The organism is Variovorax sp. Varisp46, assembly GCF_059491885.1.
This window is the reverse complement of sequence record NZ_CP168515.1, coordinates 1463710-1487724: the sequence shown is the minus strand read 5'-3', so window position 1 is coordinate 1487724 and position 24015 is coordinate 1463710. Positions and strand designations below refer to the sequence as shown.

The following is a 24015-nucleotide window of genomic DNA, read 5'->3' as shown; positions in this document are numbered from 1 at the left end:
CAGCGTATGGCTACACCCGACCTTAGATCGCTTCGCTACTTCGTGGCCGTTGCAGAGGAGCGCAGCGTCGGCAAGGCGGCGCGGCGGCTCAACATGGCCCAGCCGCCGCTGTCTGTTCACATCAAGAACCTGGAAGCGGCCATCGGCGCGCCCTTGTTCCGCAGGGCAGCGCGCGGCATGGAGATCACCGACGCGGGAAATGCCCTCTTCCAGCGCGCCAAGGAGGCGTTGCTGCTCGCCAACGAAGGATTCGACGCCGCGCGCGCCGTGGGTTCGGGCAGCAGAGGGCGACTCGCGGTCGGAACCATGGTCGTGCTGTCCTACCTGGTGCTGCCACGGCTGGAAAACGAGCTTCGGCTGAGGCTTCCGGACGTGGAGATCCAGTACGTGGAGCTGAACGCCGTCAACAACGTGGAGGCCATCACCGACTCGGACGTTTCGGTCGCGATCTGCATCCCACCGATTGCACAGCCTGGCATTGCGATCGAACGCATCGGCACCCAGCCGCTGCTGCTTGCCGTGCGATCGGATTCGCCGTTGGCACGGATGTCCAGCATTCCACTGGCGCGCCTCTCCGGCATGCCTCTGATCGGCCTTCCCGTTCCGGAAGGCGACATCGACAAATCCGTCGTCACGTCGATGCTGCGCAGGCACGAGGTCAACATGCCGATTGCGCTGCGGGTCGAAACCATGGTGTCCGCATTGGCGCTTGTCCTGGCGGGCAAGGGCGTGGCCATCCTGCCTGCCTGCGCCCAGATCGGCCGCCCCCCGGGCGTGGTGTTCCGCCCCTTTCGCGGCATCGACGCGACGATGGACATCGCCGCGTGCTGGCGCAGCGATTGGGACAGTCCGCTCATCAAGCCGTTTCTGGCGTGTGCGCGTGCGGCATTGCGGCGGCCGTGAAAAAGCCGTTGCTATCATCGAACAATGCGGCCGCCGGCACCGTGGTGGCGGAGGAAACCAAGTGCGGCTCAAGCTAAGAACAAAGACAGCACTGCTGATCACAGCGCTCGTACTCACGCTGGTCGGTGTGGCCGGCTGGTGGCAGTACCGGAGCCTGTCCAGCGAATACCTCAACCTGATGCGCGAGCAGCAGCAGGCACTGACCGACAGCGCAGCGGCGGATCTCGACTACAAGCTCGAAATCCATCTGGCCGCCTTGGCGCGCGCGGCCCGGGAACTCAGCCTGCACGGCTTCGCGGACCCCGCGGCGCAGCAGCGTTTCCTTGCCGACGAGGACCTGCGCACGATGTTCGACAACACCGCGCTGGCGACACTGGACGGCGCCATCGTCGCCATCGACCCGCCCACCAGCCGGCCTTCGAACGTCGGCGACCGCGACTACTTCCGGCGCGTGCGCGACATGGGCCAGCCCGCGATCTCTGCGCCCCTGCTCACGAAGAGCACCCAACAGCCCGCGGTCGTCATGGCGGTCCCCGTCAAGGGCCCCGATGGCCGCCTCGCCGGCGTGCTCGGCGCGGCGCTGAACCTGCAGCGCGCCAACGTGCTTGGCGATCTCAGCCGCGCCACCATCGGCCGGGGCGGCCACTACATGATCGTCACGCGCGGCCAGTCTCCGCAGGTCGTCATGCACCCCGATGCGAACCTGCTGCTCAAGCCTGCAACCGCAGTCGAAGTCGCCTTCAACGGCGGTACCGAGATCGACATGGCAACGCGCGCCACCGTGCCCAGTGCCGACTGGGAACTGCGCCTGATCGTGCCTGCGCGCATCGCCTACGCGCCACTGGAAAAGGCAAGGCGCAACCTGCTGCTGCAATTGATCGGGCTGGGCCTGGGCTGCGCGCTCCTGGTCTGGCTGGGGACTGCGTGGGTCATGCGTCCCCTGGAGGCGTTGAGCGGCGCGATCCGCACCCTGCGCCGTTCGCCGGACAGCGAGGTAAGACTCGACGTCGTCGCCAACGACGAGCGCGGGGACCTGGCACGCGAGTTCGATGCACTGATGGCCGACCTGCGCGAGCAGCGGCTCGAGATGGCGGCGGTCACCGATGCATCACCCGTGGGATTGTTCCGTTGCGACAGCGACGGGCGCATGACCTACGTGAACGACGAGTACCTGGCGATCCACGGGCTCGAGCGGAAGGACGCCGAAGAAGGCTGGCTCACGCTCGTGCGCGAGGAGATTCGAGAGACGGTTCGCCAGGACTGGGTTCGTGTCGTCAGCACGGCCGCGCCGTTGAGCGCCACACGCCGGCTCCATCGCAGGGATGGAACCCAGGTGCTGGTGGCATTGAGAAGCCGGCCTGTGCTCGCCGAAGGCCGCGTCCTCGGCCACGTGGGAACGGTGACCGACATCACCGAGCGCACGCGGGCCGAACGGGCACTTCGCACGTTGACGGCCATCTTCGACATGACGACCGACTACATCGTCCAGCTCGACGCGGCGGGGCGGCTCATCTACATGAACCCGGCCGCGCGCCGCCGCACGGGGCTGGCCCTCGACGCCCCCATCGAACAGTTCAGCGCGGCCGACTTCAATCCGCCGGAGACGATGGAAAGGTTCCGGTCGGAGGTGGTGCCCACAGCGGTCAAGACCGGCGTCTGGGTGGGCGAATCGATGGTGTGGGACGCCGAGCACAACGAGTTTCCGGCCAGCCACATGGTGATCGCGCATCGCGACAAGCACGGCAAGGTGGAGTATTTCTCGGGGCTGATGCGCGACATTTCGGCGGCCAAGGCCGCGGAGCGGGCGCTGCGCGACAGCGAACACCGCCTGCGCATGGTGACGGACCACCTGCCGGCGCTGGTCTCCTACCTGGACCGCGACCTGCGGTTGCGCTTCGTCAACAAGGCCTATCAGGACTGGTTCGGCGTCCAGCCCGAACAACTGCTCGGCCTGAGCCTGCGCGAGTTCTACGGCAATGAAGCGTGGGCACAGATGGAGCCGCACATGCGCGCCGCTCTGGCCGGGCGCCAGGTCACTTACGAGCGCAGGCTGGCAACGCCTGGCGGGCGCCGCGATATCCAGGCCACGCTGGTTCCCGAGCGCGACGAACGCGGCGAAGTGATCGGCCTCTATACGCTGGACAGCGACATCACCGCGCACCACGAGGCGGAGGAAGCCCTCCAGGAAAGCGAGGCCCGCCTGCGCACGGTGGCCGACGCGCTGCCGATGCGCGTCGCCTACATCGATGCGGAGGAGCGCTATCGATTCAACAACCTGGCCTACGAGCGCGGGTTCGGACTCTCCCGCGACCAGATCGAGGGGCACACCGTGAAGGAGCTCCTGGGCGAGCCCGCCTACGAGGCCGTGCAACCGCACATCCGCGCGGCCCTGGCCGGCGAGGTCGTCACCTTCCAGAGCGAGATCGACAAGAGCGACGCCTACTACTGCTACGAAGCCCAGTACATCCCGCAACCTGCGGTGAACGACGAGGCCATCGTCGGCTTCCATGCCGTGATCACCGACATCACGCGGCAAAAGCTCGAGGAGAAGCGCCTGGTGAACCTGGCGCAGATCGATCCTCTCACCGGTCTTGCCAATCGCGCGGGATTCGAGATGCGCCTGGCGCAGGCGATGGAGCGTGCGCGAGGCCCCGGTGCATTGATGGCGCTGATGTACCTGGACATCGATGGATTCAAGCAGATCAACGATCGGTTCGGCCACCAGACGGGAGACGAGCTTCTGCGGGGCTTCGCGGGCAGGTTGTCGCAGGCGCTGCGCTCCAGCGACGTCCGCGCGCGCCTGGGCGGCGACGAGTTCACGGTAATCATGGAGGGTCTGTCCAATGGGGACGCCGCGGTTTCCGCCGCCTCGAAGTTGATCAAGGCCATGCAGGTGCCGTTCACCACCGAACAGCGGACGATCTCCATCAGCACGAGCATCGGCGTGGCGTTCTACCAAGGCGGCACCGCAACGGCTGCCGCGCTCGTCAGGCAGGCCGACGAGATGCTCTACCAGGCCAAGGGGGCGGGCCGCAACAACTTCCAGGTGGCGCCACAGCCCGTCGAGGGAAAGCGGAAATGACGCGGCGATAGACCTCCGCATCCGGAGCATCCTGCCCGCAGCTATGCTCCCGGCACATGCCGCCACCCGTCACGATTCCTCGCACGCCTCGCCGCTCGTTGGCCGTGCTCGCCTGCGCCCTGTGGCTGGCCTTCGCAAGTCCCGCGTCGGCCGCGCAAGGCTGCCTCGACACCGCTACGCAAGCCCCTTCGCCATCGCGCGCGCTCGCCATGGCCACCTTCGCGCTGCAGGAGCACGAAGCCTTCGGTGGCCAGGCCATGGACGCCGAAGGCCGCATGACCGAAGCCGGCAGCTCCGAGGCCGAAGACACGCGCCCCACCCTGCCGGGCCTGGCGCCATGGCAGCGGGTGCTCGGCTATTGGCAGGCGGTCGACCCGCGGCTGCCGTCGCTCGTGCGCTTCGGCGCCCTGCGCCCCGCCGACCGGCACCTGCTGATGCAGGCGTTGAACGAGGCGACGGCCGGGCGGCTTCAGGGCATGGGCGTAGGCCCCGACGAGGGGCTTGATTCTGGAGAGCTGCGCGCGGTGCAGGTCGCCCTCGCCCGCGTCGCGGTGATCGACACGCCCTGGTCCGCGGCCTTCATCAGCTGGCTGGCGCGACAGGCCGGTCTGGCGGACGACGAGTTCGTTTTCTCCGAAGCGCATGTCGACTATGCGGGCGCCGCCTGGCAAGCCGGCATCGTCGAGGCCGCGGGCCGGCCCACGCGCTACGCCCTGCGAGCCTGCGACCTGAGGCGCACGCCCCCGCGCATCGGCGACATCGTCTGCCAGGCGCGCGGCGCGGGCGCCGAACTCGACACCTTCGACAAGATCGGTGGAGTGCTGGCCACGCGCGACACCGGCGGCGAGTCGCTGCCCATGCACTGCGACGTGGTGGTGGCCGTGGATGCCACGGGCTTCGACACGGTGGGCGGCAACGTGCTGCAGTCGGTCACGCGGCGCCGGCTCGACTTTGCGCCGGGCACTCGGTGGCTGGACCCGAGCTACCAGTCCGAGGGATGCACTCCGGGCACGCCGGGCTGCATCGATCGCCACATGAGCCGCCAGCCCTGGTCGCTGCTGCTGCAGTGGCGCTGAACCGGCTTACTTGTAGAACGCCTCGACCTTGCCCTTCAGCTTGAGCAGCAGCGGCTTGCCCTTGCGGTCGAGGGTCTTGCCGGCGGGCACCTTGACCCAGCCTTCGCTGATGCAGTATTCCTCGACGTCGAGGCGGTCCTTGCCGTTGAAACGGATGCCGATGTCGTGTTCGAAGGCGGCGGCCACGTGATGCGGGCTGCGCGGATCGATGGAGAGGTGATCGGGAAGGGGTGGGCGGGGAGTGGCTTCTGTCATGGCGCGTGATGATAGGGGCTCCGCGCCCTGCCCTAGCGCCGCTTCTTCTTCGCGTGCCGCGCCGGGGGCTTTGGCGCGAAGCCCAGGGCGGCACGGGCCAGTGCGTCGGCCTCGCCATTGCGGTGGCGCGGGATCCACTGAACGCGCGCGTCGTCGAAGCTTGCGAGCAAGGCGCGGGCATCGTCGAACAACGCGGCCATGCGCACGATCGGCTTCGCTTCGGACGCGGCCAGCTGCTCGACGAGGATGCTGTTGTCGCTGTAGGCCCGCACCGCCGTCGCGCCGCGTGCGCGCAACTCCTGCAGGGCCAGCGTCAGTGCGAGCAGTTCGGCCTCGTTGTTGCAGCCGGTGGTGTGCGTGGCCTGCGACAGCGTGTGGCGCGCTCCGTCCGGCGCGGTGAGGACGGCGCCGATGCCCATGCGGCCCGGGTTGGGCATGGCGCTGCCGTCGCAATAGACGGTCCACGGAAGAAGGCTGCCAGGCCCGCTGGATTCCCCTGCGCTCATTCAGCAGTTGTTGCGCTTGATGCCCGCGAGGTTCTGGCAGGGCCGCTGGCCCGGCGGCGGCCCGGGGTCGCGCACATGCGGCGGCGGCCGGCGGATGGGGCGCACGCCGTCGTAGTACGGGTCGGGGCTCAGGATGACCACGGGCGGGTCGGCAGCCGGCTGCTGTTGCTGCAGCTCCTGCATGCCGGCGGGGTAGCGCGGAATGATGGCGGGGCCCGACGGCGGGTTGGCGGCCACCTGGGCGGGCGGCGGGGTGGATGGCGCAGCGCCTTGCGGTGGCGCGTAGTCGGGCCGGCGGTTGGGGACGGGCACCGGCGCTTCCAGGATCTGCACCTGGCGCGACTGCTTGCTACCCGCCGGGCATTCGACGTTGGTGTACGAGATGGCCCCATTGGCATCGGTGCAGCGAACCACTTCCGCGTGCGCGCCTGCCGCGGCGGCGAAGATCGACAGGAAGAGTGCCAGGGAACGCATTGATGAATGGGCCAGTGAGGTGAGGTGAGGTCGGGTCGGGTTGCAGGTCGGCTGCGAAAGATGCACCAACTGTAGCCGCACCCTGCCCGCCTTGCGAGCCCCCGGCGCCCGCCCCCACTCACGGCGTCGTCATTCCGGCTGGATGCCGGCCGCGCGAATCACCTGGCCCCACTTCTGCGACTCGGCCGCCTGGAACTGCGCGAGCCCCTCGGGCGTGCTGGTCACGGCCTCGCCGCTGGTGGTGGTCTGGTAGGCGACCACGGCGGGCGCGGCGGAGACCTTGATCATCATCTCGTTGACCTTGTTCGTCACGGCCGCGGGCGCGCCCGGCGGCAGGTACACGGCCGTCCAGTACGACATGTCGTAGCCCTTCACGCCGGCCTCTTCCACGCTGGGCAGCGCCGGCACGGCGGCAAGTCGCTTGTTGCCGCTGACAGCCAGCGCGCGCAGCTTGCCGCTCTTGACCTGCGGCAGTGCGGTGGGCGCATCGGCGAACATGAAGTCGACCTGCCCGCCCAGCAGGTCGGTGATGGCCAGCGGGTTGCTCTTGTAGGGCACGTTCACCATGTCGATGCCGGCCATCTGCTTGAGCAGTTCGCTGGCCACGCGGCTCGACGAACTGCCGCTGCCAAAGTTGAGCTTGCCGGGCGACTTCTTCGCCGCGGCCACGAGGTCTGCCACCGACTTGATGGGCGACTCGGCATTCACCAGCAGCAGCATGTGTCCTTTGGACAGCAGCGTGACCGGGGTGAAGTCTTTCACCGGGTCGTAGGGCAGCTTCTTGAACAGGTGCTCGTTGGCCGCGTGGGTGGTGTTGGTGGTCATGAGCAGGGTGTAGCCGTCGGGCGCGGCCTTGGCCACGTACTGCGCGGCAATGAAGCCGCTCGCACCGGCCCGGTTGTCCACGATGACGGGCACCTTGTACTCGGCGCCCAGCGCCTGCGCCATGCTGCGCGCCTGCTGGTCGGTGCCGCTGCCGGCGCCGAAGGGCACGACGATGGTGATGGGCTTGCTCGGGTACGGCTGCGCGTGCACCGGGCCGGCGGCCAGCACGGCCGCGCACAGCGTCGAGGCGGCACAGAGTCGGGAGAAGAATGTCGGCATGTCGTTGTCTCCTGTGGAATGTTTTTTCTTCGGCTTGCAAGGGGGCCGTCAAGCGCTCAGTGCCGGAACCGGCCCAGCGTGCCGGCCCGCATGAGCTTGCCCGGCAGCGGGTGGCCGACGATGTCTTCGGCCAGCTGCGCGCAGCCGATGAGCGCGTCGAGGTCCACGCCGGTCTCGATGCCCATCTCCTCGCACATGAAGGCCAGGTCTTCGGTGCAGATGTTGCCGGCCGCACCGGTGTGGCCCGCGAACGGGCAACCGCCCAGGCCGGCGCAGGCGCTGTCGAAGGTGTCGATGCCCATCTGCAGGCCCATCAATGCATTGGCCATGGCGGTGCCGCGCGTGTCGTGCAGGTGCAGGCCCAGCCGCAGCCCGGGCCAGCGCTCGCGCACGGCGCCCACCACCGCGGCAATGGCGTTGGGCTGCGCCCAGCCCACGGTGTCGGCCAGCCGCAATATCGGCAGGCGCAGGCCGAACTCGGTCATGGTGTCGAGCATCTGCGCCACGCGCTCGACCACGGTGGCCGGGGCGATCGTGCCTTCGAGGTTGCAGCCGAAGGCCGTGGTGACGATGCCGCGCGTGACCGCAATGCCGTGATCCACGCAGAACGCCAGCGTTTCGCGCTGGGCCTCGCGCAGCGCGGCCAGGCCCTTGCCGTTGTTGCACACCGAAAAGGCCTCCGACGCGCTGGTGCCGATGGTGCCTTCGATGTCGAGCTGCGTGCGCATGGCGCGCTGCATCCCGCGCAGGTTGAGCCACAGGCCCGAGTAGCGCACGCCTTCGCGCTTGCGGATCGACTGGGCGACCAGTTCGGCGTCGGCCATGCCGGGCACGCGCTCGGGGTTGACGAAGGACACGCATTGCACCTCTTCGAGCCCGGTCTCTGCCAGCGCCTCGATGAGGCGCACCTTGTCGGCTGACGCGATGGGGCCGACCTCGATCTGGAAGCCCTCGCGCGGGCCTTCCTCGTGCAAGTGAACGCGGCGCGGCAAATCAGACATGTGCGGCTCCCTGGTCTTTCTGTGGCGGTATAGCGGGCGCGCCGAACTCCGCGTTGTGCTGGCCCAGCCGCGGCGCCACCGCGGCGCGCCGTCGAACGACAGCGGCAGCGCGGTCAGCCTGAAGTCTTCGCACGGCCCGGCCTGCAGCATGCCCAGTGCCTCGACCTGCGGGTGCGCGATGGCCTCGGGCACGGTGTGCACCGGCGCGCAGGGCACGCCGGCCGCGGCGAAGCGCGCAGCCCAGTCGTCGCGGGTGCGTGCGCGCAGCAGCGGCACGATCTGCTCGAACAGTGCCGCCTTGTGGCGCAGCCGCTGGCGGTTGGTGGCAAAGCGCTCGTCGCCGGTCCAGTCGCCGCGGCCGAGTTCGTGTGCGAACTTGGCGAACAGCCGGTCGTTGCCGCAGCACACGAGCAGCGGCGCGTCGGCGGTGTCGAAGGATTCGTAGGGCACGAAGCCCGGGTGGCCCGAGCGGTGGCGATCGGGCAGGCGGCCTTCGTTGGCATAGGCGTCGGCCTTCTGACCGGTCCAGACCAGCGCCGTCTCGAGCAGCGAGGCGCTCACCACGCCGCCCTTGCCGGTGACGTGGCGCCGCTGCAGCAGCGCCAGCGCGCCGATCACGGCCCACATGCCGGTGCCCTGGTCGCACACCGAGGCGCCGGTGCGCAGGGGCGGGTCTTCGGGGCCGCCGTTGATGCTCGACAACCCGCTGAAGGCCTGTATCAGCGGCTCGTAGCCCGGCTGCATGGCCAGCGGCCCGGCGTGGCCGAAGGCGGAGATCTCGCAGTAGACGAGGCGCGGATGGCGCGCACACAACGCCAGTCCGTCGATGCCCATCGATTGCGTGACGCCCGGGCGCAGGTTGTGGATCAGGATGTCGGACTCGCCCGCCAGCCGCTCGAACACCGCCATGCCGTCGGCGCCCTTGAGGTCGATGGCCACCGACTTCTTGCCCCGGTTGAACACATGAAAGTTGAGCGCGTCGCCGTGCCGGAACGCGGGGCCCATGTGGCGCGCGTCGTCGCCGCCCTCGGTGCGTTCGAGCTTGACCACGTCAGCCCCCAGGTCCGCGAGGATCGCCCCCGCGAACGGCCCGGCCAGCACCTGTCCGAGTTCGAGCACCCGGATGCCTTCCAGTATTTTTTGCATGTCTCGCGCCTGTTGCCAGGCCCGTTGTCTCGTTTCAGTGGCGCCAGTCTGGGCTTCCCGCATTGATCTTGGAAGACGAATATTTCTATATCTGTGATAACTTGGATGGATCAATCCACAAGGGATGCGCCGGTGCGAATCGACATCACGCTGCAGCAGCTGGAGGCCTTCGCCGAAGTGGCGAAGACCTCGAACTTCCGCGCCGCCGCGCTCGCGCTGCATGTGTCGCAGCCTGCGCTGAGCCGCACCATCCGCATCGTCGAAGACCTGGCCGGCGCGCGGCTGTTCGACCGCGACACGCGCCACGTGGAACTCACGCCCGCCGGGCGCGAGCTGCTGCCGATTGCGCTGCGCATCCTGGAGAACTTTCACAGCTCGTTCAGCGAGCTGTCGCAGTTTCTCGAAGGCCGAAGCGGCCACCTGACCATTGCGTCGCTGCCGTCCACGGGCGCGGCGCTGCTGCCGAACGCGATCGTGGAATTCCGCCGCAGCCACCCGCAGGTAGAGTTCTCGCTGATCGAAGGGCCGGCGGAGCTGGTGCGCTCGGCCGTGGACGAAGGCCGGGCCGACTTCGGCATCAGCGTGCGCCCCGGGCCTCAGGAACCGATGCTGTACCGCCACCTGATCGACGACCCGTTCATGCTGCTGTGCCGGCGCGACGATCCGCTGGCGGCGCGGACGACGGTGGCATGGTCGGTGTTCGCGACGCGGCCCTTCATTGCCAGCGGCTTTCGCAGCAGCATCCGCCCGATCACCGACGCGGCCTTTCTCCAGCGCGGGCTGCAGGTGGTGCCGGCGCTGGAGTACCCGAGCGTGGCCGCGGCCGGCGCGCTGGTGGCCGCGGGTCTGGGCATCACGGCGCTGCCGCGGCTGGCGCTGCAGCTCACGCGCAACGACGACCTGGTGACGGTGCCGCTGCAGCGCCCGGCCATGTCTCGGCCCATCGGGCTCATCACGCGCGCGGGCCGGTCGCCCTCGCCGGTGGGCCGGGCCTTCATGGACCTGCTGCACAGCAGGGAAGCCTCGCGCTGAAACCGCACGTCGAAACCTCTCTTTCGGTCTGCGGCATGATCGCGGGCATGGAAAAAACGCCCCCGAATCCGCTGGTCATCGTCAAGGTTGGAAGCACTTTCGAAGCCCTTCGCGCAGAGCGCGGCGACTTCGAGAACTGGATTGCCGACGGGCTGGACACGCAGGCGCTGCCGATCCTGGTGATCGACCCGCGCCGCGGCGACACACTGCCCGACGCGGAAGCGGTCTCCGGCGTGGTGGTGACCGGCTCGCACGCAATGGTGTCGCACCGCGAGCCCTGGAGCGAAACCACCGCCGCGTGGCTCGCGCAGCTGGTGGCGCACGACACGCCCGTGCTCGGCATCTGCTACGGCCACCAGCTGCTCGCGCATGCGCTCGGTGGCGAAGCAGGCAATCATCCGGCGGGCGTGGAGGTCGGTACCGTCACGGTCACCCTCGAAGAGGCGGCCGCCACCGACCCGCTGTTGCGCGGCCTGCCCGCGCAGTTTCCGGCGCACGTGGTGCACTGGCAGAGCGCGCTTCGCCTGCCCGAAGGCGCGGTGCGGCTGGCCGGCAACGACCACGAGCCGGTGCACGCCTTCCGCATCGGCAAGCACGCCTGGGGCGTGCAGTTCCACCCCGAGTTCGACGGCGAGGCCATGCGCGGCTACATCGACCTGCTGGCCGACGACCTGGCTTCCGCCGGCGTCGATCCGGCCGCGCTGCGCGAGCGCGTAGGCCCTACCGACGCGGCGGCCGGGCTGCTCGGGCGCTTCGCGCGGATTGTCGAAGCGCACCACGGCAGCTGAGCTTCGGCGGCCCGAAAGCGCCGCCGGTCCGTCGGACCGCGACTACAGGAAGCGCCGCGCGCTTCGGTTAAGGTGCGGTCCATTCGCCGTTTGCCAACCCTTCTTTCATGACCACTCCTTCCACCGCGCCAGCCCGCAAGCATTTTTCGATGATCCGGGGGTTCCACCTCGCCGATGCGTTCACGCTCGGCAATGCGGCCTGCGGAGTGGGCGCGGTGTTCCTGGCGATGGCCTTCATGGCGAGCCATTCGCTCGCGCAGTTCCTGTGGGCGGCAGCGCTCGCGCCGGCCGCCTTCATCTTCGACGTGCTCGACGGCCGCATCGCGCGCTGGCGCCAGACTCAATCGGCCCTCGGGCGCGAGCTCGACTCGCTCGCCGATGTGATCTCGTTCGGCGTGGCGCCCGCCGCGCTCGGCTTCGCGGCCGGGCTGAGCGGCGGCTGGGACTGCGTGATCCTGATCTATTTTGTGGGCTGTGGCGTGAGCCGGCTCGCGCGCTACAACGTCACGGCCGAAGCCCTGTCGGCCGGCGCCGACAAGGTGAAGTATTTCGAGGGCACGCCCATCCCGACCAGCGTGGTGCTGGTGGGCGTGCTGGCGTACGCGGCCTGGCAGGGCCGCATCGGCGACGCACTGTGGGGCGCCGCCTGGGCCGTCGGCCCGTGGCAGCTGCATCCGCTGGTGTTGCTGTTCGCCTTGTCGGGCACGCTCATGATCAGCAAGACGCTGCGCATCCCCAAGTTCTGACCGTTCAACACGAAGGAAACACGCCGATGACGATGAAGCTGTATTTCGACCCGCACAGCCGCTCGCAGGTTGCCAGATGGATGCTTGACGAAGCCGGCGTCGACTACGAGATCGTGACCACGCTCATCAAGGACAAGGCCCACAAGACGCCCGAGTTCCTGAAGATCAACCCGGCGGGCAAGCTGCCGGCGCTGGTCGACGGCCGCACGCGCGTCTTCGAGAACGCGGCCATCTGTATGTACGTCGCCGAGAAGTTTCCCGGCAAGCGGCTCGCGCCTTTCCCCGGTTCACCGGATCGTGGCCGCTACCTGTCGCTGATGGTCTATTCGACCTCGCAGCTGGAGCCTGCGATGGGCGACAGCCTGCTGAAGATCCGCAGCAACAACAGAGCGCGCGGCTGGACGGACTTCGAGGCGGCCAAGGACGCGGTCGAGCGCGAACTGGGCGATGGCCCCTACCTGTTCGGCGCGCAGTTCACCGCGGCCGACGTGATGATCGGCTCGATGCTCATCTGGCACCGCGCGTTCGGCGGCATCCTGAACCGGCCCAAGCTCGACGCCTACGTCAACCGGCTGCAGGGCCGCCCCAAGGGCATGAAGTTCGGCTGAAAGCGACACGCCATGTCACAAACCACGTCCGTTCACATCGGCACCGGCGGCCTCGATCAGCTCGTCTGCATCGCCGAGACGCAACCGCTGTCGCCCGACTGCGATCACTTCTACTTCCTGCGCCATGGCCAGACCGGGCGCAATGCGCAGCGCATCTTCCAGGCGGTGGACGAACCCCTGAGCGAGCTCGGCCTGCAGCAGGCCGCGCGCGCTGCCGGGCTGCTGGCGGGCGAGCCCATCCGCACCGTCGTGTGCAGCGATGCGCGGCGCGCGAACGACACCGCCCACGCCGTTGGCACCGCGCAGAAACAGGTGCCGGCCGCGCAGGCAGCGCTGCGCGAGCGCAACTTCGGCGCGCTGATCGGCACCTCGTCCGCCAACATCGACAGGGCCTGCGAGCCCGAGGGCGGCGAGACGCTCACGCAGTTCGTCGCGCGCACGCGCGCCGCCCTCGACGAGGCACTGCGGCTGCCCGCCCCGGTGCTGGTGGTGGCGCACGGCGGCACGCTCTATGCGCTGGCTGCACTGCTGGGTGTACCTATCGACCTCGGCCTGCTCGGCAACGCACAGCCATTGCGTTTCGAGCGCACAGGCCCCACATGGGGCGTAACGCCGCTGCTGCGGCAAACCGACGGAAACGCAGCCCTGGCTTAACCAACCCCGGCGCCCCGGGCCCTGATGCCGTCCACACAACGAACTGCCACACACCATGGAATTCAAGGACTACTACAGCGCACTGGGCGTCGACCGCACCGCGTCCGACGACGAAGTGCGCAAGGCCTACCGCAAGCTCGCCCGCAAGTACCACCCCGACGTCAGCAAGGAGTCCGACGCCGAGCAGCGCATGCGCGACATCAACGAGGCCAAGGACGTGCTGGGCGACAAGGAAAAGCGCGCGGCCTACGACGCGCTGGCCGACCGTGTCGCACGCGGCGGCCACCCCGAGGGCGGCTTCCAGCCGCCGCCGGGCTGGGACCAGGGCTTCGAGTTCCACCGCGGCCCGCGCCAGGGCCCGGCCGACCACGCGGACTTCAGCGAGTTTTTCTCGTCGCTGTTCGGCGAGGCCGAGCGGCGCGACGCGGCGCGGCGGAACTACAAGGCGCGCGGCGAAGACCACCATGCGGCCATCGAGATTGCACTCGAGGACGCGCTCAACGGCGCCGAGCGCGAGATCACGCTGCGCGCCCAGACCGTCGACGCGCAGGGCCACCCGCAGTGGCAGAACCGCACGCTCAGCGTGAAGATCCCGCCGGGCGTGCACCCGGGCCAGTTCATCCGCCTCGCGGGGCAAGGCATGCCCGGCCACGGCGGCGAGCCGCCGGGCGACCTGTATCTCGAAGTGCGCATTGCGCCGCACAAGCTGTACCGCGTGGAAGAGCGCGACCTGTACATGACGCTGCCCGTCACACCCACCGAGGCGGCACTGGGCACGCAGGTGCAGGTGCCGACGCCGACCGGCGGCGTGGTCGAGGTGACCGTGCCGCGCAATGCGCGCAACGGCCTGAAGCTGCGGCTCAAGGGCCGGGGCCTCGCGGGCAAGACGCCCGGCGACCTGTACCTGCTGCTCGACATCGCCCTGCCGCCGGCCGACAGCGACGATGCGCGCAAGGCCTACGAGCAGCTGGCGCAAGCCACGGCATCGTTCCACCCACGCCAGCATCTGGGAGTCTGAGCATGGTGAACTTCACCCTTACGACCGCCACCGCCATCAGCGCCTCGCAGCCGCTCGCGGCGAGCGAACTGGCGCACGCCGTCGGCGCCGACACCGCCTGGGTCGTGCAACTGGTCGAGGTCGGCATCCTGCAGATCGAAACGGCCGAGACCCAGCCCGAGCGCTGGCAATTTTCCAGCGAAGACCTGCAGCACGCGCTCGAAGTGCGCCGGCTGGAGCGCGACTTCGGCGTGGGGCTCGATGCCGCCGCGCTGATCCTCGACCTGGAGCACGAAGTGCGGCGGCTCAAGGCCGTGCTGCAGGCACACGGCCTGCGCTGACGCTACTGCATCTGCTGCAGGTTGCCGATGCGCACCAGCATCTCGGTGAACATCTGCAGGTCGGCGTCGAGGTCGGGCACTTCCTTGTATTCCTTGGCGTTGTGCGCCGTGTACTTCTTGCCTGGCATGGCGGGACCGAAGTTGATGGCGTTGGGCATCAGCTTCGCGGTGGTGCTGCCGGCCGTGGGCACGGGCTTGGCTTCAAGGCCGGTGGTGTCACCGTAGATGTCGAGCAGCGTCGACAGCCATGCGCCCTTGGGGTCGCGCGCCATCCAGTTGCCCTGGTCGTAGACCACATCGAGCTTCACGTTGTTCGCGCTCGCCCAGGCGTTGACCTTCGAGGTGACCTGCGCCTTCAGTTCATCGGGCGTGCGGCCGCGCGGCATGCGCACGTTGACCGTGACCTCCAGCCTGCCATCGTTGCCCATGCGCACGAGATTCGGCGACAAGGTCAGCGGGCCCATGAAATCGTCGGTGTAGCCCAGGCCCATCTTCTCGCCGAGGTAGCCGGTGCCGTAGAGCGCGTCGATGTACTTCGCGGCCTTCAGGTACTGGTTGGCGGCCAGCGGCACGCCAGACTCCTCCAGGAACAGTGCAAGGCGCGGTAGCGGGTTGACGCCTTCCTCCGGGCGCGAGCCGTGCGCCGAGACGCCTGTCACCTTGAGCTCGATGCTGTCGGCGCCGCGTGCGATGTCGATGGCGAACTTGCCGCCCTGCGCTTCGTACTTCTGCAGGAAGGCCGGCTTTGCTGCTTCGAGCTTTGCGAGCACGCCTGCAAGGTCGCCGCCTTTGAGCGTGGCGGTTGCCGTCTGCGAGATCGCGTTGGCCGATGCGGCGCCGGCCATGGCCGTGATCGCCGTCGATGCGCCATCGGCCGTTTCCGCCGGGAACAGCACCTTCAGCGCGCCCGAGCCCTTCTCCGCCACCACGGCCGGGTACTTGCTGTCGAGCACGATGTTGTAGGCCGGCAGCTGCGTCTTCGCGCGGTAGTACTGCATGGCGTCGCCACCGGTTTCCTCGGTGGTCTCGATCATCAGGCGGATGCTTCGCTCGATGGGCAGGCCGCTGTCCTTCACGGCCTTCATCGCGTAGAGCACGGCGGCGATGGAGCCCTTGTCGTCGATGGTGCCGCGGCCGTAGAGGAAGTCGCCCACGCGGGTCATCTTGAACGGGTCGAGCCGCGTGCCGTCGTCGAGCACCCATTCGGACAGCACCGCAGGCACCACATCGGCATGCGTGAGGATGCCGAATTCTTCCGTACCCTTGCCCTTGAGGCTGACTTCGAAGATGCGGTTGTCGACATTGCGGTAGGCAAGGCCGAAGTCGCCCGCCATCTTCTCGACCAGCTTGCCGAACTCGATGATCGGTGCGCTCTCGTGGGGCGGAACCTGCACGTTGCGCACCGTCGGAATCGCCACCATGGTGCCGATGCTCGCGATCACGGCCTGCTGGTTCTGCAGGCGGTTGTACAAGCCGAGCAGGCGCGCGATGTTGACGAGGTCGTCCCCGGCCAGCGGTTTCTTCGCGCGATAGGCGGCCACGTTGGCTTGCAGCGCGGGGTTGCTCCTGGCTGCCTGCGCGAGGAAGGCATTGAAATCGGCCGGGGCCTTGCCGGCTTGCCATGCGGCGGCGAGCTGATCGAGCTGGGGCTTCCTGAGTGCTTCGGCGTGCACGCTCGCACCAAGGCCGAGCACGACCATCGACAGGGCCGACAATGAAAATCGAAAATGCTGCATCAGGGTGACCTCCTCATTCTGAAAAACATTCCCGACGATAGCCGAGCGAAATACCGAACGATGAACAACAGCAACGCCAAGATCCGCTGCGCATGGGCCCAGACCGACCCGCTGCTGGCCGCCTACCACGACGCCGAATGGGGCGTTCCCGAGCGCGACAGCCGTGCGCTGTGGGAAAAGCTGATGCTCGACGGCTTCCAGGCCGGTCTCTCGTGGCTCACCATCCTGCGCAAGCGCGATGCGTTCCGCAAGGCCTTCAAGGGCTTCGTGCCGGAGAAGATCGTCAAGTTCACCGAGGCCGATGTCGAACGGCTCATGCAGGACGTCGGCATCGTGCGCTCGCGCTCGAAGATCGAAGCCACCATCGGCAATGCGCGCGCCTACCTTGCGATGCAGGCGGCGGGCGAAGACTTCTCGGAATTCATCTGGGGCATGGCTGGCGGCAAGCCCATCGTCAACCGCACGGGCAGCGTGCCCGTGAAGACGCCGCTGTCGGAAGACATTTCGGCTGCGCTCAAGAAGCGCGGCTTCAAATTCGTCGGCCCCGTCATCGTCTACGCGTGGATGCAGGCCACGGGCATCGTGGACGACCATGCGCACGACTGCCATCGGCACGAGGCCAAGCTGAAATGACGCAATAAAAAAACCGGGCCACGCTTTCGCATGGTCCGGTTTTGTCTGGCTGCTAAGTGAAGCGGCTTGCGCCGCGACAATTTACAGGCCGGCTTGGCGCGTGAAGGCCAGGCCCTTCGCTTGCGCGGGGATCACGCTGCCGGCGAAGGTTTCGGGGCGCAGGTTCTGGCCCGGTGCATGTGCAGCGGCAACAGCTTCATTGCGGACGGCGGCGCGGTCGGCCGAAGCAGTCAGCGCGGGCGTTGCGGTCGAAGCAGCGCCGTCGTTGTCGCCATATGCATTGCCGGCGCGGGCCGCAGCAACTGCCTGGGGCGCCACGTCGGCGCGGCTGTAGCCGGAAGTCAGGGGCTGCACGCCTTCGTAGCTTTCTGCGTGAGCGCCAGCAGCGGCGAGCAGGGACAGGGCGGCGGCGGCGAGGATGTTCGAGGTCTTCATTTCAATTCCTTATTCATTGGGCCTTTGGGTGCCTCAAGTGTGCATCACGATTACTAGGGCAAACCCCTATGCAACCGAATCGCAGTGTTCATGAAATCGAAACAATGACGAGGAACTTTCTGACGAAGCTAACTCAACCGCCTTCTTCGCCGTCAAAACCGCGGCTAATTCGTGTACTTTTTCTCTAGCTCATCAAGCAATGGCTTGCCGACCAGGCGCTGCCTTTCAGCAAAAGGTGCTACCAGTGCCGGGTCTTCATCCAGCCGCCGGGTATCGCGCAGAACGGTCAACGCACGTTGCATGCCAGCCACCGCGCCCTGCAACGCGGCATTGGCGTAGAGCACGAAGCCATAGCCCAGCGCGCCCAGTTCCTGCGCGCCGAAGGTTGGCGTCCTGCCGCCGATCACCATGTTCATGAGCTGCGGCTTGCCGAGGCGCTGCGGCATGGTGCGCACTTCTTCGGCCAGCGTCACGGCCTCGACGAAGAGGATGTCGGCGCCGGCTTCGCCGAACTTCTGCGCGCGCTCGATGGCGGCCTCGAAGCCATGCACTGCCGCCGCATCGGTGCGGGCCATGACGAGCAGATCGCCGTCCTGCCGCGCATCGACCGCGGCCTTGATCTTGCCGAGCATCTCGCCTGTCTCGATCACAGCCTTGCCCGCGAAATGGCCGCAGCGCTTGGGGCTCACCTGGTCTTCGAGCTGGATGCAGTCGGCCCCTGCCCGCTCGAGCACACGCACCGTGTGCCGCACGTTGAGCGCATTGCCGAAGCCGGTGTCGGCATCGACCAGCAGCGGCAGGCTCACCGCGTCGCGGATGCGCGCCGTGTGCTCGGCGATCTCGTGCAGGCCCATGAAGGCCTGGTCGGGCAGGCCGAGGTGCATGTTGGTGACGCCCGCGCCGGTGACGTAGATCGCCTCGAAGCCGAGGTCTTCGATCACGCGGGCCGACATCGCATTGAACGCACCCGGCACCAGCACGCCGCGGCGCGCCTCGGCCAGGCGGCGCAATACCTTCTTCGGGGATTCGTTGTTCGCCCGCATGGTTCAGGCCGCGTACAGGTCGACGTACTCGTGCACCGGCATCGCCTCGAGCTTCCTCGCATCGAGCGACACATCGAGGATGGCCTGCTGCTGCTTCTGCGCGAAGCGGCGCGCAAGGTTGGTGCGGAACTTGGCTTCGAGCAGCGGAATGCCGTCGCCGCGGCGGCGCTTATGGCCGATGGGGTACTCGACCACCACTTCGGCAAGGCTCGTGCCGTCCTTGAACGCCACCGTCAGCGCGTTCGCGATGCTGCGCTTTTCGGGGTCGTGGTAGTCGGCGGTGAAGTGGGGGTCTTCCACGCACACGATCCTGTCGCGCAGCGCGTCGATGCGCGGGTCATTTGCCACGCTGTCCTCGTAGTCGCCGGCAGTGAGGCGGCCGAAGATCATCGGCACCGCCACCATGTACTGGATGCAGTGGTCGCGGTCGGCCGGGTTGTTCAGCGGGCCCTGCTTGTCGATGATGCGGATGCAGGCCTCGTGCGTGCGGATGGTCACCCGCTCGATGTCGTCCACGGTCTTGCCGATCTCGTGCAACTGCGCATGCAGCGCCATGCCAGCCTCCACCGCCGTCTGGCTGTGGAACTCGGCCGGGAAGCTGATCTTGAAGAGCACGTTCTCCATCACGTAGCTGCCGTACGGGCGTTGAAACTTGAAGGGTTGCCCCTTGAAAAGCACGTCGTAGAAGCCCCAGGTCTTGGCGCTGAGCACGCCCGGGTAGCCCATCTCGCCCGTCTTCGCGATCAGCGCGAGGCGCACCGCGCGGCCGGTCGCGTCGCCCGCCGCCCAGCTCTTGCGGCTGCCGGTATTGGGCGCATGGCGGTACGTGCGCAGGCTCTGGCCATCGACCCATGCGAGCGACACGGCGTTGACGATCTCGTCGCGCGTCAGCCCCAGCAGGCGCGCCACCACGGCCGTCGATGCCACCTTGACCAGCACCACGTGATCAAGCCCGACCTTGTTGAACGAGTTCTCCAGCGCGAGGCAGCCCTGGATCTCGTGCGCCTGGATCATGCCGGTGAGCACGTCGCGCATGGTCAGCGGCTTGCGCCCGGCAGCCACGGCGTTGCGGCTGAGCCAGTCGGCCGTGGCGAGGATGCCGCCGAGGTTGTCGCTCGGGTGGCCCCACTCCGCCGCAAGCCAGGTGTCGTTGAAGTCGAGCCAGCGGATCATCGTGCCGATGTTGAAGGCGGCCTGCACCGGATCGAGCTGGTACGGCGTGCCCGGCACCTTCGCGCCGTTCGGCACCACCGTGCCCGGCACGATCGGGCCGAGCAGCTTGGTGCAGGCCGGGTACTCGAGCGCCTCGAGGCCGCAGCCGAGCGTGTCGATCAGGCAGTGGCGCGCGGTTTCGTACGCCAGCGCGCTCGTGATCTGCTGGTGGGCAAGCACGTAGTCGACGATGTCGACCAGCACCTGGTCGGGTTCGGGGCGGATGTTGCTGATGTGTGCGGACATGGAGAAAGAGGCTTTCAGCGGTTGGCGATGGGAACGAAGGTCTGGTCTTCGGGACCGGTGTAGTTGGCGCTCGGCCGGATGATCTTGTTGTCCTGCCGCTGCTCGATGATGTGCGCGGCCCAGCCGCTGGTGCGCGCAATGACGAACAGCGGCGTGAACATTGCGGTCGGCACGCCCAGCATGTGATAACTCACGGCGCTGAACCAGTCGAGGTTGGGGAACATCTTCTTCGCGTCCCACATCACCTTTTCGAGCCGCTCGGCAATGTCGTACATGCGGGTGGAACCGGCCTCCTCCGACAGCTGCTTCGCCACGCGCTTGATGACCACGTTGCGCGGGTCCGACACGGTGTAGACCGGGTGGCCGAAGCCGATGACCACTTCCTTCGCCTCGACGCGGCGACGGATGTCGGCCTCGGCCTCATCGGGAGTGTCGTAGCGCTTCTGGATCTCGAAGGCGACCTCGTTGGCGCCGCCATGTTTGGGCCCGCGCAGCGCGCCAATGGCGCCGGTGATGGCCGAGTACACGTCGGAGCCCGTGCCCGCCACCACGCGCGCGGTGAAGGTCGAGGCGTTGAACTCGTGCTCCGCATAGAGGTTGAGCGAGGTGTGCATCGCGCGCTCCCAGCTCGCCGAGGGTGCGCGGCCGTGCAGCAGGTGCAGGAAGTGCGCACCGATGGAGTCGTCGTCGGTCTCCACCTCGATGCGCCGCCCCTGCGTCGACCAGTGATACCAGTACAGCAGCATCGAACCGAGCGATGCCATCAGCCGGTCGGCGATGTCGCGCGCGCCGGGCAGCGAGTGGTCGTCTTTCTCGGGCAGCACGCAGCCGAGCGCAGAGACGCCGGTACGCATCACGTCCATCGGATGCGCGCTGGCGGGCAGGCGCTCCAGCGCTTCCTTCACGCTCGCGGGCAGGCCGCGCATCGCCTTCAGCCGGCCCTTGTAGGCGCGCAGCTCGGCGCTGCTGGGCAGCTTGCCGTGCACCAGCAGGTGCGCGATTTCCTCGAACTCGCAGACGTCGGCAATGTCGAGGATGTCGTAGCCGCGGTAGTGCAGGTCGTTGCCCGTGCGCCCCACGGTGCACAGCGCGGTGTTGCCCGCGGCCACGCCCGAGAGCGCGACGGATTTCTTTGGCTTGAAGCCGGTGGGGCTTGCGGTATCTGTGGTCATACGATCTCCTCGGAAATTGCTTCGGCGAGGCGCGCCATGCGCCTCGGGCGTCCGGCGGCGTCGACCGCCACCATCTCGAACTCGCCTTCGAGCACGCATGCAAGCGCCTCGGTAGCCACGTCCTGCACGCAGCCGCGCACACGCACGGTGAGCGAGCTGCGGCCGGCGCGCGAGACGTGCGTTTCGAGCACCAGCGTGCTGCCCAGGCGCACCGGCGCATGGAACAGCACCTCGCCGCAGCGCGCCATCACCACGTCGCCGCGCACGAAGCTCCGGCCGCCCAGGAAGGCAGCCTTAGACATCAGCTGCAGCGCCTGGCCGCCGAACAGCGTGCCGTAGTGGTTGGTGTGTTCCGGGAACACCACCTCGATGAGACGGACCGAGCCGCGAGTGCCTTGCATGATTCGCAATTTACGCAAGATCGTGCCCATAATGAAGACCTGAACTGGCGAATGATTGCGAAGGAAACGTGGTCAGATTTGCGAATCTTGCGAACAACGGACACAGACGATGAAGAAGACCTTCATGGGCGTGCGGCTGCGAAGCCTGCGCGAGGAGCGCGGCCTGAGCCAGCTCGCGCTCGCACAGCAGCTGGGCCTGTCGCCCAGCTACCTGAACCAGATCGAGCAGAACCAGCGGCCGCTCACGGTGCCGGTGCTGCTGCGCCTGCATGCCACGCTGGGCGTCGACATCCAGGCCTTCTCGGAAGACGAGGAAGCGCGGCTCATCGCCAGCTTGCGCGAGGCGCTGGCCGACAACCCAGGCGGCGACGCGGTCGCGCTGGCCGAGCTGCGCGAGGTGGCCACGCAGATGCCGGCCGTGGGCCGCGCGCTGGTGGCCCTGCACCAGCGCCACCGCGATGCGATGGAACGGCTCGAAGCGTTGGCGGGCGAACTGGGTGACGGCCGTGGCGATCTCGCACGCTTGCCGCAGGCGCGGCCCATGCCCTTCGAGGAAGTGCGCGACTTCTTCTTCGCGCATCAGAACCACATTGCGCCGCTCGACGATGCGGCCGAAGCCTTCGCTGCGCAATGGCGCCTGCGCGAAGGCAACCCCGGCGACCGCCTCGCGCGCCGGCTGCTCGAAGCGCACGGCGTGCAGGTGGTGCCCGCCGAAGATGGTGAAGCCGGTGCGCTGCGGCGCTACGACCCGGCCTCGCGCGTGCTGCGGCTCTCGCCTCACCTGGAGCCCGGGCAGCATGCATTCCAGCTCGCCACGCAGCTCGCCTTCCTGGAGCTCGGCGACATGCTCGAAGAGCTGGTGGCGACCGCGCCGCTGTCCAGCGATACGGCCCGTTCGCTCACGCGCATCGGCCTGGCCAACTACTTCGCCGCGGCGCTTCTGCTGCCCTACGGCGAGTTCCTCGAAACCGCCGAGCTGCTGCGCTACGACATCGACCAGCTGGCGCGCCGCTTCGGTGTGGGCTTCGAGACCATCTGCCACCGCCTGAGCTCGCTGCAGCGGCCCGATGCGCGCGGCGTGCCCTTCTTCCTGATCCGTGTCGACCGCGCGGGCAACATCTCGAAGCGGCAGTCGGCCACGCATTTCCACTTCTCGAAGACGGGCGGCACCTGCCCGCTGTGGAACGTGTACGAGGCCTTCGCGCAGCCCGGGCGCGTACTCACGCAGCTCGCGCGCATGCCCGACGGGCGCGCCTACCTCTGGATCGCGCGCACGGTGTCGCACGGCTACCGCGGCTACGGTTCGCCCAACAAGACCTTCTCGATCGGGCTGGGCTGCGACATCAGCCATGCCACGCAGCTGGTCTATTCGAAGGGCATGGACCTGCGCGACCCCGACGTGCCCACGCCCATCGGCGCGGGCTGCAAGGTGTGCGAACGCGAGACCTGCCCGCAGCGCGCGTTTCCGTTCGTGGGCCGGCCGCTGGCCGTGGACGAGAACCAGAGCCGGTTCATGCCCTATGCGGCAGCACCGGCGGCAGGCGCGATCAGGAGCGCGACCAGGCGCGCACCAGCGTCCGGAGCGCGACCGCGCCGCTCCCCTTGACCTCTGCGCGGTAGGTGCCCACCAGGGCCTCGCGCTCGGCTGCAGCCTGGGGGTCGTTGCGCCAGGCCAGCAATGCGGCCACGTCCGCATCGGGCAGCGCGGCGAGCTGTGCCTGCGTCACCTGCTTCTCGAATTCGCGCGCCACGATCATCAGGTTGCGTGGGCGCGTCGACGTTACGCCGCGCGACCACAGCGTGTCGAGTGCCATGTCCAGGGTGCGGTCCGGCAGCGAGCTGAGCTGGCCGCCATTGCCGCGCGCGAGCTGCTTGACCACCGCACTCATCAGCAACTGGCTCGAGAAGTCGATCTCGCGCACCTCTGCCACGGCCATGCGTTCGAGCAGTTCGGTGCGCACCGGATCGGCGGGCTTGGCGCGCTCGCGGCTGAAGAACTCGGCCTTGCCGGCCTCGGTCATGGCGGCGTAGTCGGTGCGCAGTTTCACGAGATGCGCCACGGCGGCCAGCACCTGCGGGCCGGGAGCGGCACCGCCGTTGCCGGCCAACGCTACTTCCTGCTGGATCGCGGCCACGGAGGCCCTGGTGTTGAACGCACGGCCGGCGGCAGTGTCCAGCGCCTTGAGTGCCTTGTCGGCAATGGCCTGGTCATCGGGCTCCAGCAGTTCCCTCGCACCACGCGCGACGGCACCGGGCGCATAGGACGCTTCATAGCGCGCCTGCACGCCTTCGAACTGCAGCAGCGCTTCCGCGCGGTTCTGCGCCCAGCCCATCACGGGGGCCAGGAGCAACAGGAGCAACAGGGAGAAACGGAACGGGAAGAGACGGTCTGGGCAAAGCATGCCGCCATTATTGGCGCGCCCG

Annotated in this window: 24 protein-coding genes; 12 read left to right on the top strand and 12 right to left on the bottom strand. The window is 68.1% G+C overall.

Annotated features, from left to right (window positions below; genetic code table 11):
• Positions 1–6 precede the first annotated feature (6 nt).
• From ACEN9N_RS07065 to ACEN9N_RS07055, 3 genes are all read left to right on the top strand, one after another.
• Complete coding sequence (locus tag ACEN9N_RS07065; RefSeq protein WP_413312149.1) at positions 7–903, top strand: LysR family transcriptional regulator; 897 nt, start codon at positions 7–9, stop codon at positions 901–903.
• 61 nt (positions 904–964) lie between these two features.
• Positions 965–3985: a PAS domain-containing protein gene (locus tag ACEN9N_RS07060; RefSeq protein WP_495655732.1), complete on the top strand. Its 3021-nt coding sequence runs from the start codon at positions 965–967 to the stop codon at positions 3983–3985.
• Between the two features lie 56 nt (positions 3986–4041).
• Entirely contained in the window at positions 4042–5061 is a 1020-nt protein-coding gene (locus tag ACEN9N_RS07055; protein WP_413312151.1) for a DUF2272 domain-containing protein, read from the top strand.
• A gap of 6 nt (positions 5062–5067) precedes the next feature.
• Here the strand turns inward: ACEN9N_RS07055 and ACEN9N_RS07050 are convergent, their stop codons facing one another.
• The 5 genes from ACEN9N_RS07050 to ACEN9N_RS07030 all read right to left on the bottom strand — a co-directional run bounded on the left by ACEN9N_RS07050 (position 5068) and on the right by ACEN9N_RS07030 (position 9547).
• Positions 5068–5316: a DUF3297 family protein gene (locus ACEN9N_RS07050; protein WP_007834582.1), complete on the bottom strand. Its 249-nt coding sequence runs from the start codon at positions 5314–5316 to the stop codon at positions 5068–5070.
• Positions 5317–5348: 32 nt separating this feature from the next.
• Positions 5349–5822, bottom strand: coding sequence for a ribonuclease HI family protein (locus ACEN9N_RS07045; protein WP_413312152.1), 474 nt, complete (start codon positions 5820–5822; stop codon positions 5349–5351).
• On the bottom strand, positions 5823–6296 hold the full coding sequence (locus ACEN9N_RS07040; protein ID WP_413312153.1) for a hypothetical protein: 474 nt from the start codon (positions 6294–6296) through the stop codon (positions 5823–5825). It lies immediately after the preceding gene.
• Positions 6297–6425: 129 nt separating this feature from the next.
• Complete coding sequence (locus tag ACEN9N_RS07035) at positions 6426–7400, bottom strand: Bug family tripartite tricarboxylate transporter substrate binding protein (protein WP_413312154.1); 975 nt, start codon at positions 7398–7400, stop codon at positions 6426–6428.
• A 56-nt stretch (positions 7401–7456) separates the two neighbouring features.
• A complete protein-coding gene (locus ACEN9N_RS07030) occupies positions 7457–9547 on the bottom strand; it encodes a hydroxymethylglutaryl-CoA lyase (RefSeq protein ID WP_495655731.1) in 2091 nt (696 codons plus the stop codon).
• Between the two features lie 132 nt (positions 9548–9679).
• On the opposite strand from ACEN9N_RS07030, the gene ACEN9N_RS07025 reads away from it, so the two are divergent.
• The 7 genes from ACEN9N_RS07025 to ACEN9N_RS06995 all read left to right on the top strand — a co-directional run bounded on the left by ACEN9N_RS07025 (position 9680) and on the right by ACEN9N_RS06995 (position 14713).
• Positions 9680–10579 carry a LysR family transcriptional regulator gene (locus ACEN9N_RS07025; protein ID WP_056591889.1) on the top strand — a complete coding sequence of 300 codons (900 nt, stop codon included), beginning with the start codon at positions 9680–9682 and terminating at the stop codon, positions 10577–10579.
• 47 nt (positions 10580–10626) lie between these two features.
• Positions 10627–11367 (top strand): glutamine amidotransferase, encoded by a 741-nt coding sequence (locus ACEN9N_RS07020; RefSeq protein WP_413312157.1) that lies wholly within the window; start codon positions 10627–10629, stop codon positions 11365–11367.
• Positions 11368–11474: 107 nt separating this feature from the next.
• Positions 11475–12113, top strand: coding sequence for a CDP-alcohol phosphatidyltransferase family protein (locus tag ACEN9N_RS07015; protein ID WP_413312158.1), 639 nt, complete (start codon positions 11475–11477; stop codon positions 12111–12113).
• Between the two features lie 26 nt (positions 12114–12139).
• Positions 12140–12721, top strand: a complete 582-nt coding sequence (locus ACEN9N_RS07010; protein WP_413312159.1) for a glutathione S-transferase family protein — start codon at positions 12140–12142, stop codon at positions 12719–12721.
• A gap of 12 nt (positions 12722–12733) precedes the next feature.
• Positions 12734–13375: a histidine phosphatase family protein gene (locus ACEN9N_RS07005; RefSeq protein WP_495655730.1), complete on the top strand. Its 642-nt coding sequence runs from the start codon at positions 12734–12736 to the stop codon at positions 13373–13375.
• Between the two features lie 55 nt (positions 13376–13430).
• Positions 13431–14393, top strand: coding sequence for a DnaJ C-terminal domain-containing protein (locus ACEN9N_RS07000; protein ID WP_007834568.1), 963 nt, complete (start codon positions 13431–13433; stop codon positions 14391–14393).
• Between the two features lie 2 nt (positions 14394–14395).
• Entirely contained in the window at positions 14396–14713 is a 318-nt protein-coding gene (locus ACEN9N_RS06995; RefSeq protein WP_413312161.1) for a chaperone modulator CbpM, read from the top strand.
• A gap of 2 nt (positions 14714–14715) precedes the next feature.
• On the opposite strand, the gene ACEN9N_RS06990 is transcribed toward ACEN9N_RS06995, so the two are convergent.
• Positions 14716–16449 carry a dipeptidase gene (locus ACEN9N_RS06990; RefSeq protein WP_495655729.1) on the bottom strand — a complete coding sequence of 578 codons (1734 nt, stop codon included), beginning with the start codon at positions 16447–16449 and terminating at the stop codon, positions 14716–14718.
• Between the two features lie 60 nt (positions 16450–16509).
• Here ACEN9N_RS06990 and ACEN9N_RS06985 point away from each other — a divergent pair, with 60 nt between their 5' ends.
• Positions 16510–17082 (top strand): DNA-3-methyladenine glycosylase I, encoded by a 573-nt coding sequence (locus ACEN9N_RS06985; RefSeq protein WP_495655728.1) that lies wholly within the window; start codon positions 16510–16512, stop codon positions 17080–17082.
• Between the two features lie 81 nt (positions 17083–17163).
• Here the strand turns inward: ACEN9N_RS06985 and ACEN9N_RS06980 are convergent, their stop codons facing one another.
• The 5 genes from ACEN9N_RS06980 to ACEN9N_RS06960 all read right to left on the bottom strand — a co-directional run bounded on the left by ACEN9N_RS06980 (position 17164) and on the right by ACEN9N_RS06960 (position 21591).
• Positions 17164–17517 (bottom strand): hypothetical protein, encoded by a 354-nt coding sequence (locus ACEN9N_RS06980; RefSeq protein ID WP_056522489.1) that lies wholly within the window; start codon positions 17515–17517, stop codon positions 17164–17166.
• Positions 17518–17681: 164 nt separating this feature from the next.
• A complete protein-coding gene (locus tag ACEN9N_RS06975; RefSeq protein ID WP_413312163.1) occupies positions 17682–18560 on the bottom strand; it encodes an isocitrate lyase/PEP mutase family protein in 879 nt (292 codons plus the stop codon).
• Positions 18561–18563: 3 nt separating this feature from the next.
• The gene (locus tag ACEN9N_RS06970) at positions 18564–20018 is read right to left on the bottom strand and encodes a bifunctional 2-methylcitrate dehydratase/aconitate hydratase (protein ID WP_495655727.1); all 1455 of its coding nucleotides are present in this window, start codon (positions 20016–20018) and stop codon (positions 18564–18566) included.
• 14 nt (positions 20019–20032) lie between these two features.
• Positions 20033–21190 (bottom strand): bifunctional 2-methylcitrate synthase/citrate synthase, encoded by a 1158-nt coding sequence (gene prpC, locus ACEN9N_RS06965; RefSeq protein WP_495655726.1) that lies wholly within the window; start codon positions 21188–21190, stop codon positions 20033–20035.
• Positions 21187–21591 carry an acyl-CoA thioesterase gene (locus tag ACEN9N_RS06960; protein WP_495655725.1) on the bottom strand — a complete coding sequence of 135 codons (405 nt, stop codon included), beginning with the start codon at positions 21589–21591 and terminating at the stop codon, positions 21187–21189. The genes prpC and ACEN9N_RS06960 overlap by 4 nt, the downstream gene beginning before the upstream one ends.
• A 109-nt stretch (positions 21592–21700) precedes the next feature.
• On the opposite strand from ACEN9N_RS06960, the gene ACEN9N_RS06955 reads away from it, so the two are divergent.
• Positions 21701–23197, top strand: a complete 1497-nt coding sequence (locus ACEN9N_RS06955) for a short-chain fatty acyl-CoA regulator family protein (protein WP_495655724.1) — start codon at positions 21701–21703, stop codon at positions 23195–23197.
• Here the strand turns inward: ACEN9N_RS06955 and ACEN9N_RS06950 are convergent.
• Complete coding sequence (locus ACEN9N_RS06950; protein ID WP_495655723.1) at positions 23139–23951, bottom strand: hypothetical protein; 813 nt, start codon at positions 23949–23951, stop codon at positions 23139–23141. The two genes, ACEN9N_RS06955 and ACEN9N_RS06950, sit on opposite strands and share 59 nt — an antisense overlap.
• Positions 23952–24015: the final 64 nt, after the last annotated feature.

Excerpts from the sequence above, each read along its gene's own strand:
- ACEN9N_RS07010 (WP_413312159.1), top strand. The coding sequence starts at position 12,140 with ATGACGATGAAGCTGTATTTCGACCCGCACAGCCGCTCGCAGGTTGCC.
- ACEN9N_RS07000 (WP_007834568.1), top strand. The coding sequence starts at position 13,431 with ATGGAATTCAAGGACTACTACAGCGCACTGGGCGTCGACCGCACCGCG.
- ACEN9N_RS06985 (WP_495655728.1), top strand. The coding sequence starts at position 16,510 with ATGAACAACAGCAACGCCAAGATCCGCTGCGCATGGGCCCAGACCGAC.
- ACEN9N_RS07065 (WP_413312149.1), top strand. The coding sequence starts at position 7 with ATGGCTACACCCGACCTTAGATCGCTTCGCTACTTCGTGGCCGTTGCA.
- ACEN9N_RS06960 (WP_495655725.1), bottom strand. The coding sequence starts at position 21,591 with ATGCAAGGCACTCGCGGCTCGGTCCGTCTCATCGAGGTGGTGTTCCCG.
- ACEN9N_RS07015 (WP_413312158.1), top strand. The coding sequence starts at position 11,475 with ATGACCACTCCTTCCACCGCGCCAGCCCGCAAGCATTTTTCGATGATC.
- ACEN9N_RS07030 (WP_495655731.1), bottom strand. The coding sequence starts at position 9,547 with ATGCAAAAAATACTGGAAGGCATCCGGGTGCTCGAACTCGGACAGGTG.
- ACEN9N_RS07005 (WP_495655730.1), top strand. The coding sequence starts at position 12,734 with ATGTCACAAACCACGTCCGTTCACATCGGCACCGGCGGCCTCGATCAG.
- ACEN9N_RS06995 (WP_413312161.1), top strand. The coding sequence starts at position 14,396 with ATGGTGAACTTCACCCTTACGACCGCCACCGCCATCAGCGCCTCGCAG.
- ACEN9N_RS06980 (WP_056522489.1), bottom strand. The coding sequence starts at position 17,517 with ATGAAGACCTCGAACATCCTCGCCGCCGCCGCCCTGTCCCTGCTCGCC.
- prpC (WP_495655726.1), bottom strand. The coding sequence starts at position 21,190 with ATGACCACAGATACCGCAAGCCCCACCGGCTTCAAGCCAAAGAAATCC.
- ACEN9N_RS07055 (WP_413312151.1), top strand. The coding sequence starts at position 4,042 with ATGCCGCCACCCGTCACGATTCCTCGCACGCCTCGCCGCTCGTTGGCC.
- ACEN9N_RS06990 (WP_495655729.1), bottom strand. The coding sequence starts at position 16,449 with ATGCAGCATTTTCGATTTTCATTGTCGGCCCTGTCGATGGTCGTGCTC.
- ACEN9N_RS06955 (WP_495655724.1), top strand. The coding sequence starts at position 21,701 with ATGAAGAAGACCTTCATGGGCGTGCGGCTGCGAAGCCTGCGCGAGGAG.
- ACEN9N_RS07040 (WP_413312153.1), bottom strand. The coding sequence starts at position 6,296 with ATGCGTTCCCTGGCACTCTTCCTGTCGATCTTCGCCGCCGCGGCAGGC.
- ACEN9N_RS07045 (WP_413312152.1), bottom strand. The coding sequence starts at position 5,822 with ATGAGCGCAGGGGAATCCAGCGGGCCTGGCAGCCTTCTTCCGTGGACC.
- ACEN9N_RS06970 (WP_495655727.1), bottom strand. The coding sequence starts at position 20,018 with ATGTCCGCACACATCAGCAACATCCGCCCCGAACCCGACCAGGTGCTG.
- ACEN9N_RS07035 (WP_413312154.1), bottom strand. The coding sequence starts at position 7,400 with ATGCCGACATTCTTCTCCCGACTCTGTGCCGCCTCGACGCTGTGCGCG.
- ACEN9N_RS06975 (WP_413312163.1), bottom strand. The coding sequence starts at position 18,560 with ATGCGGGCGAACAACGAATCCCCGAAGAAGGTATTGCGCCGCCTGGCC.
- ACEN9N_RS07050 (WP_007834582.1), bottom strand. The coding sequence starts at position 5,316 with ATGACAGAAGCCACTCCCCGCCCACCCCTTCCCGATCACCTCTCCATC.
- ACEN9N_RS07020 (WP_413312157.1), top strand. The coding sequence starts at position 10,627 with ATGGAAAAAACGCCCCCGAATCCGCTGGTCATCGTCAAGGTTGGAAGC.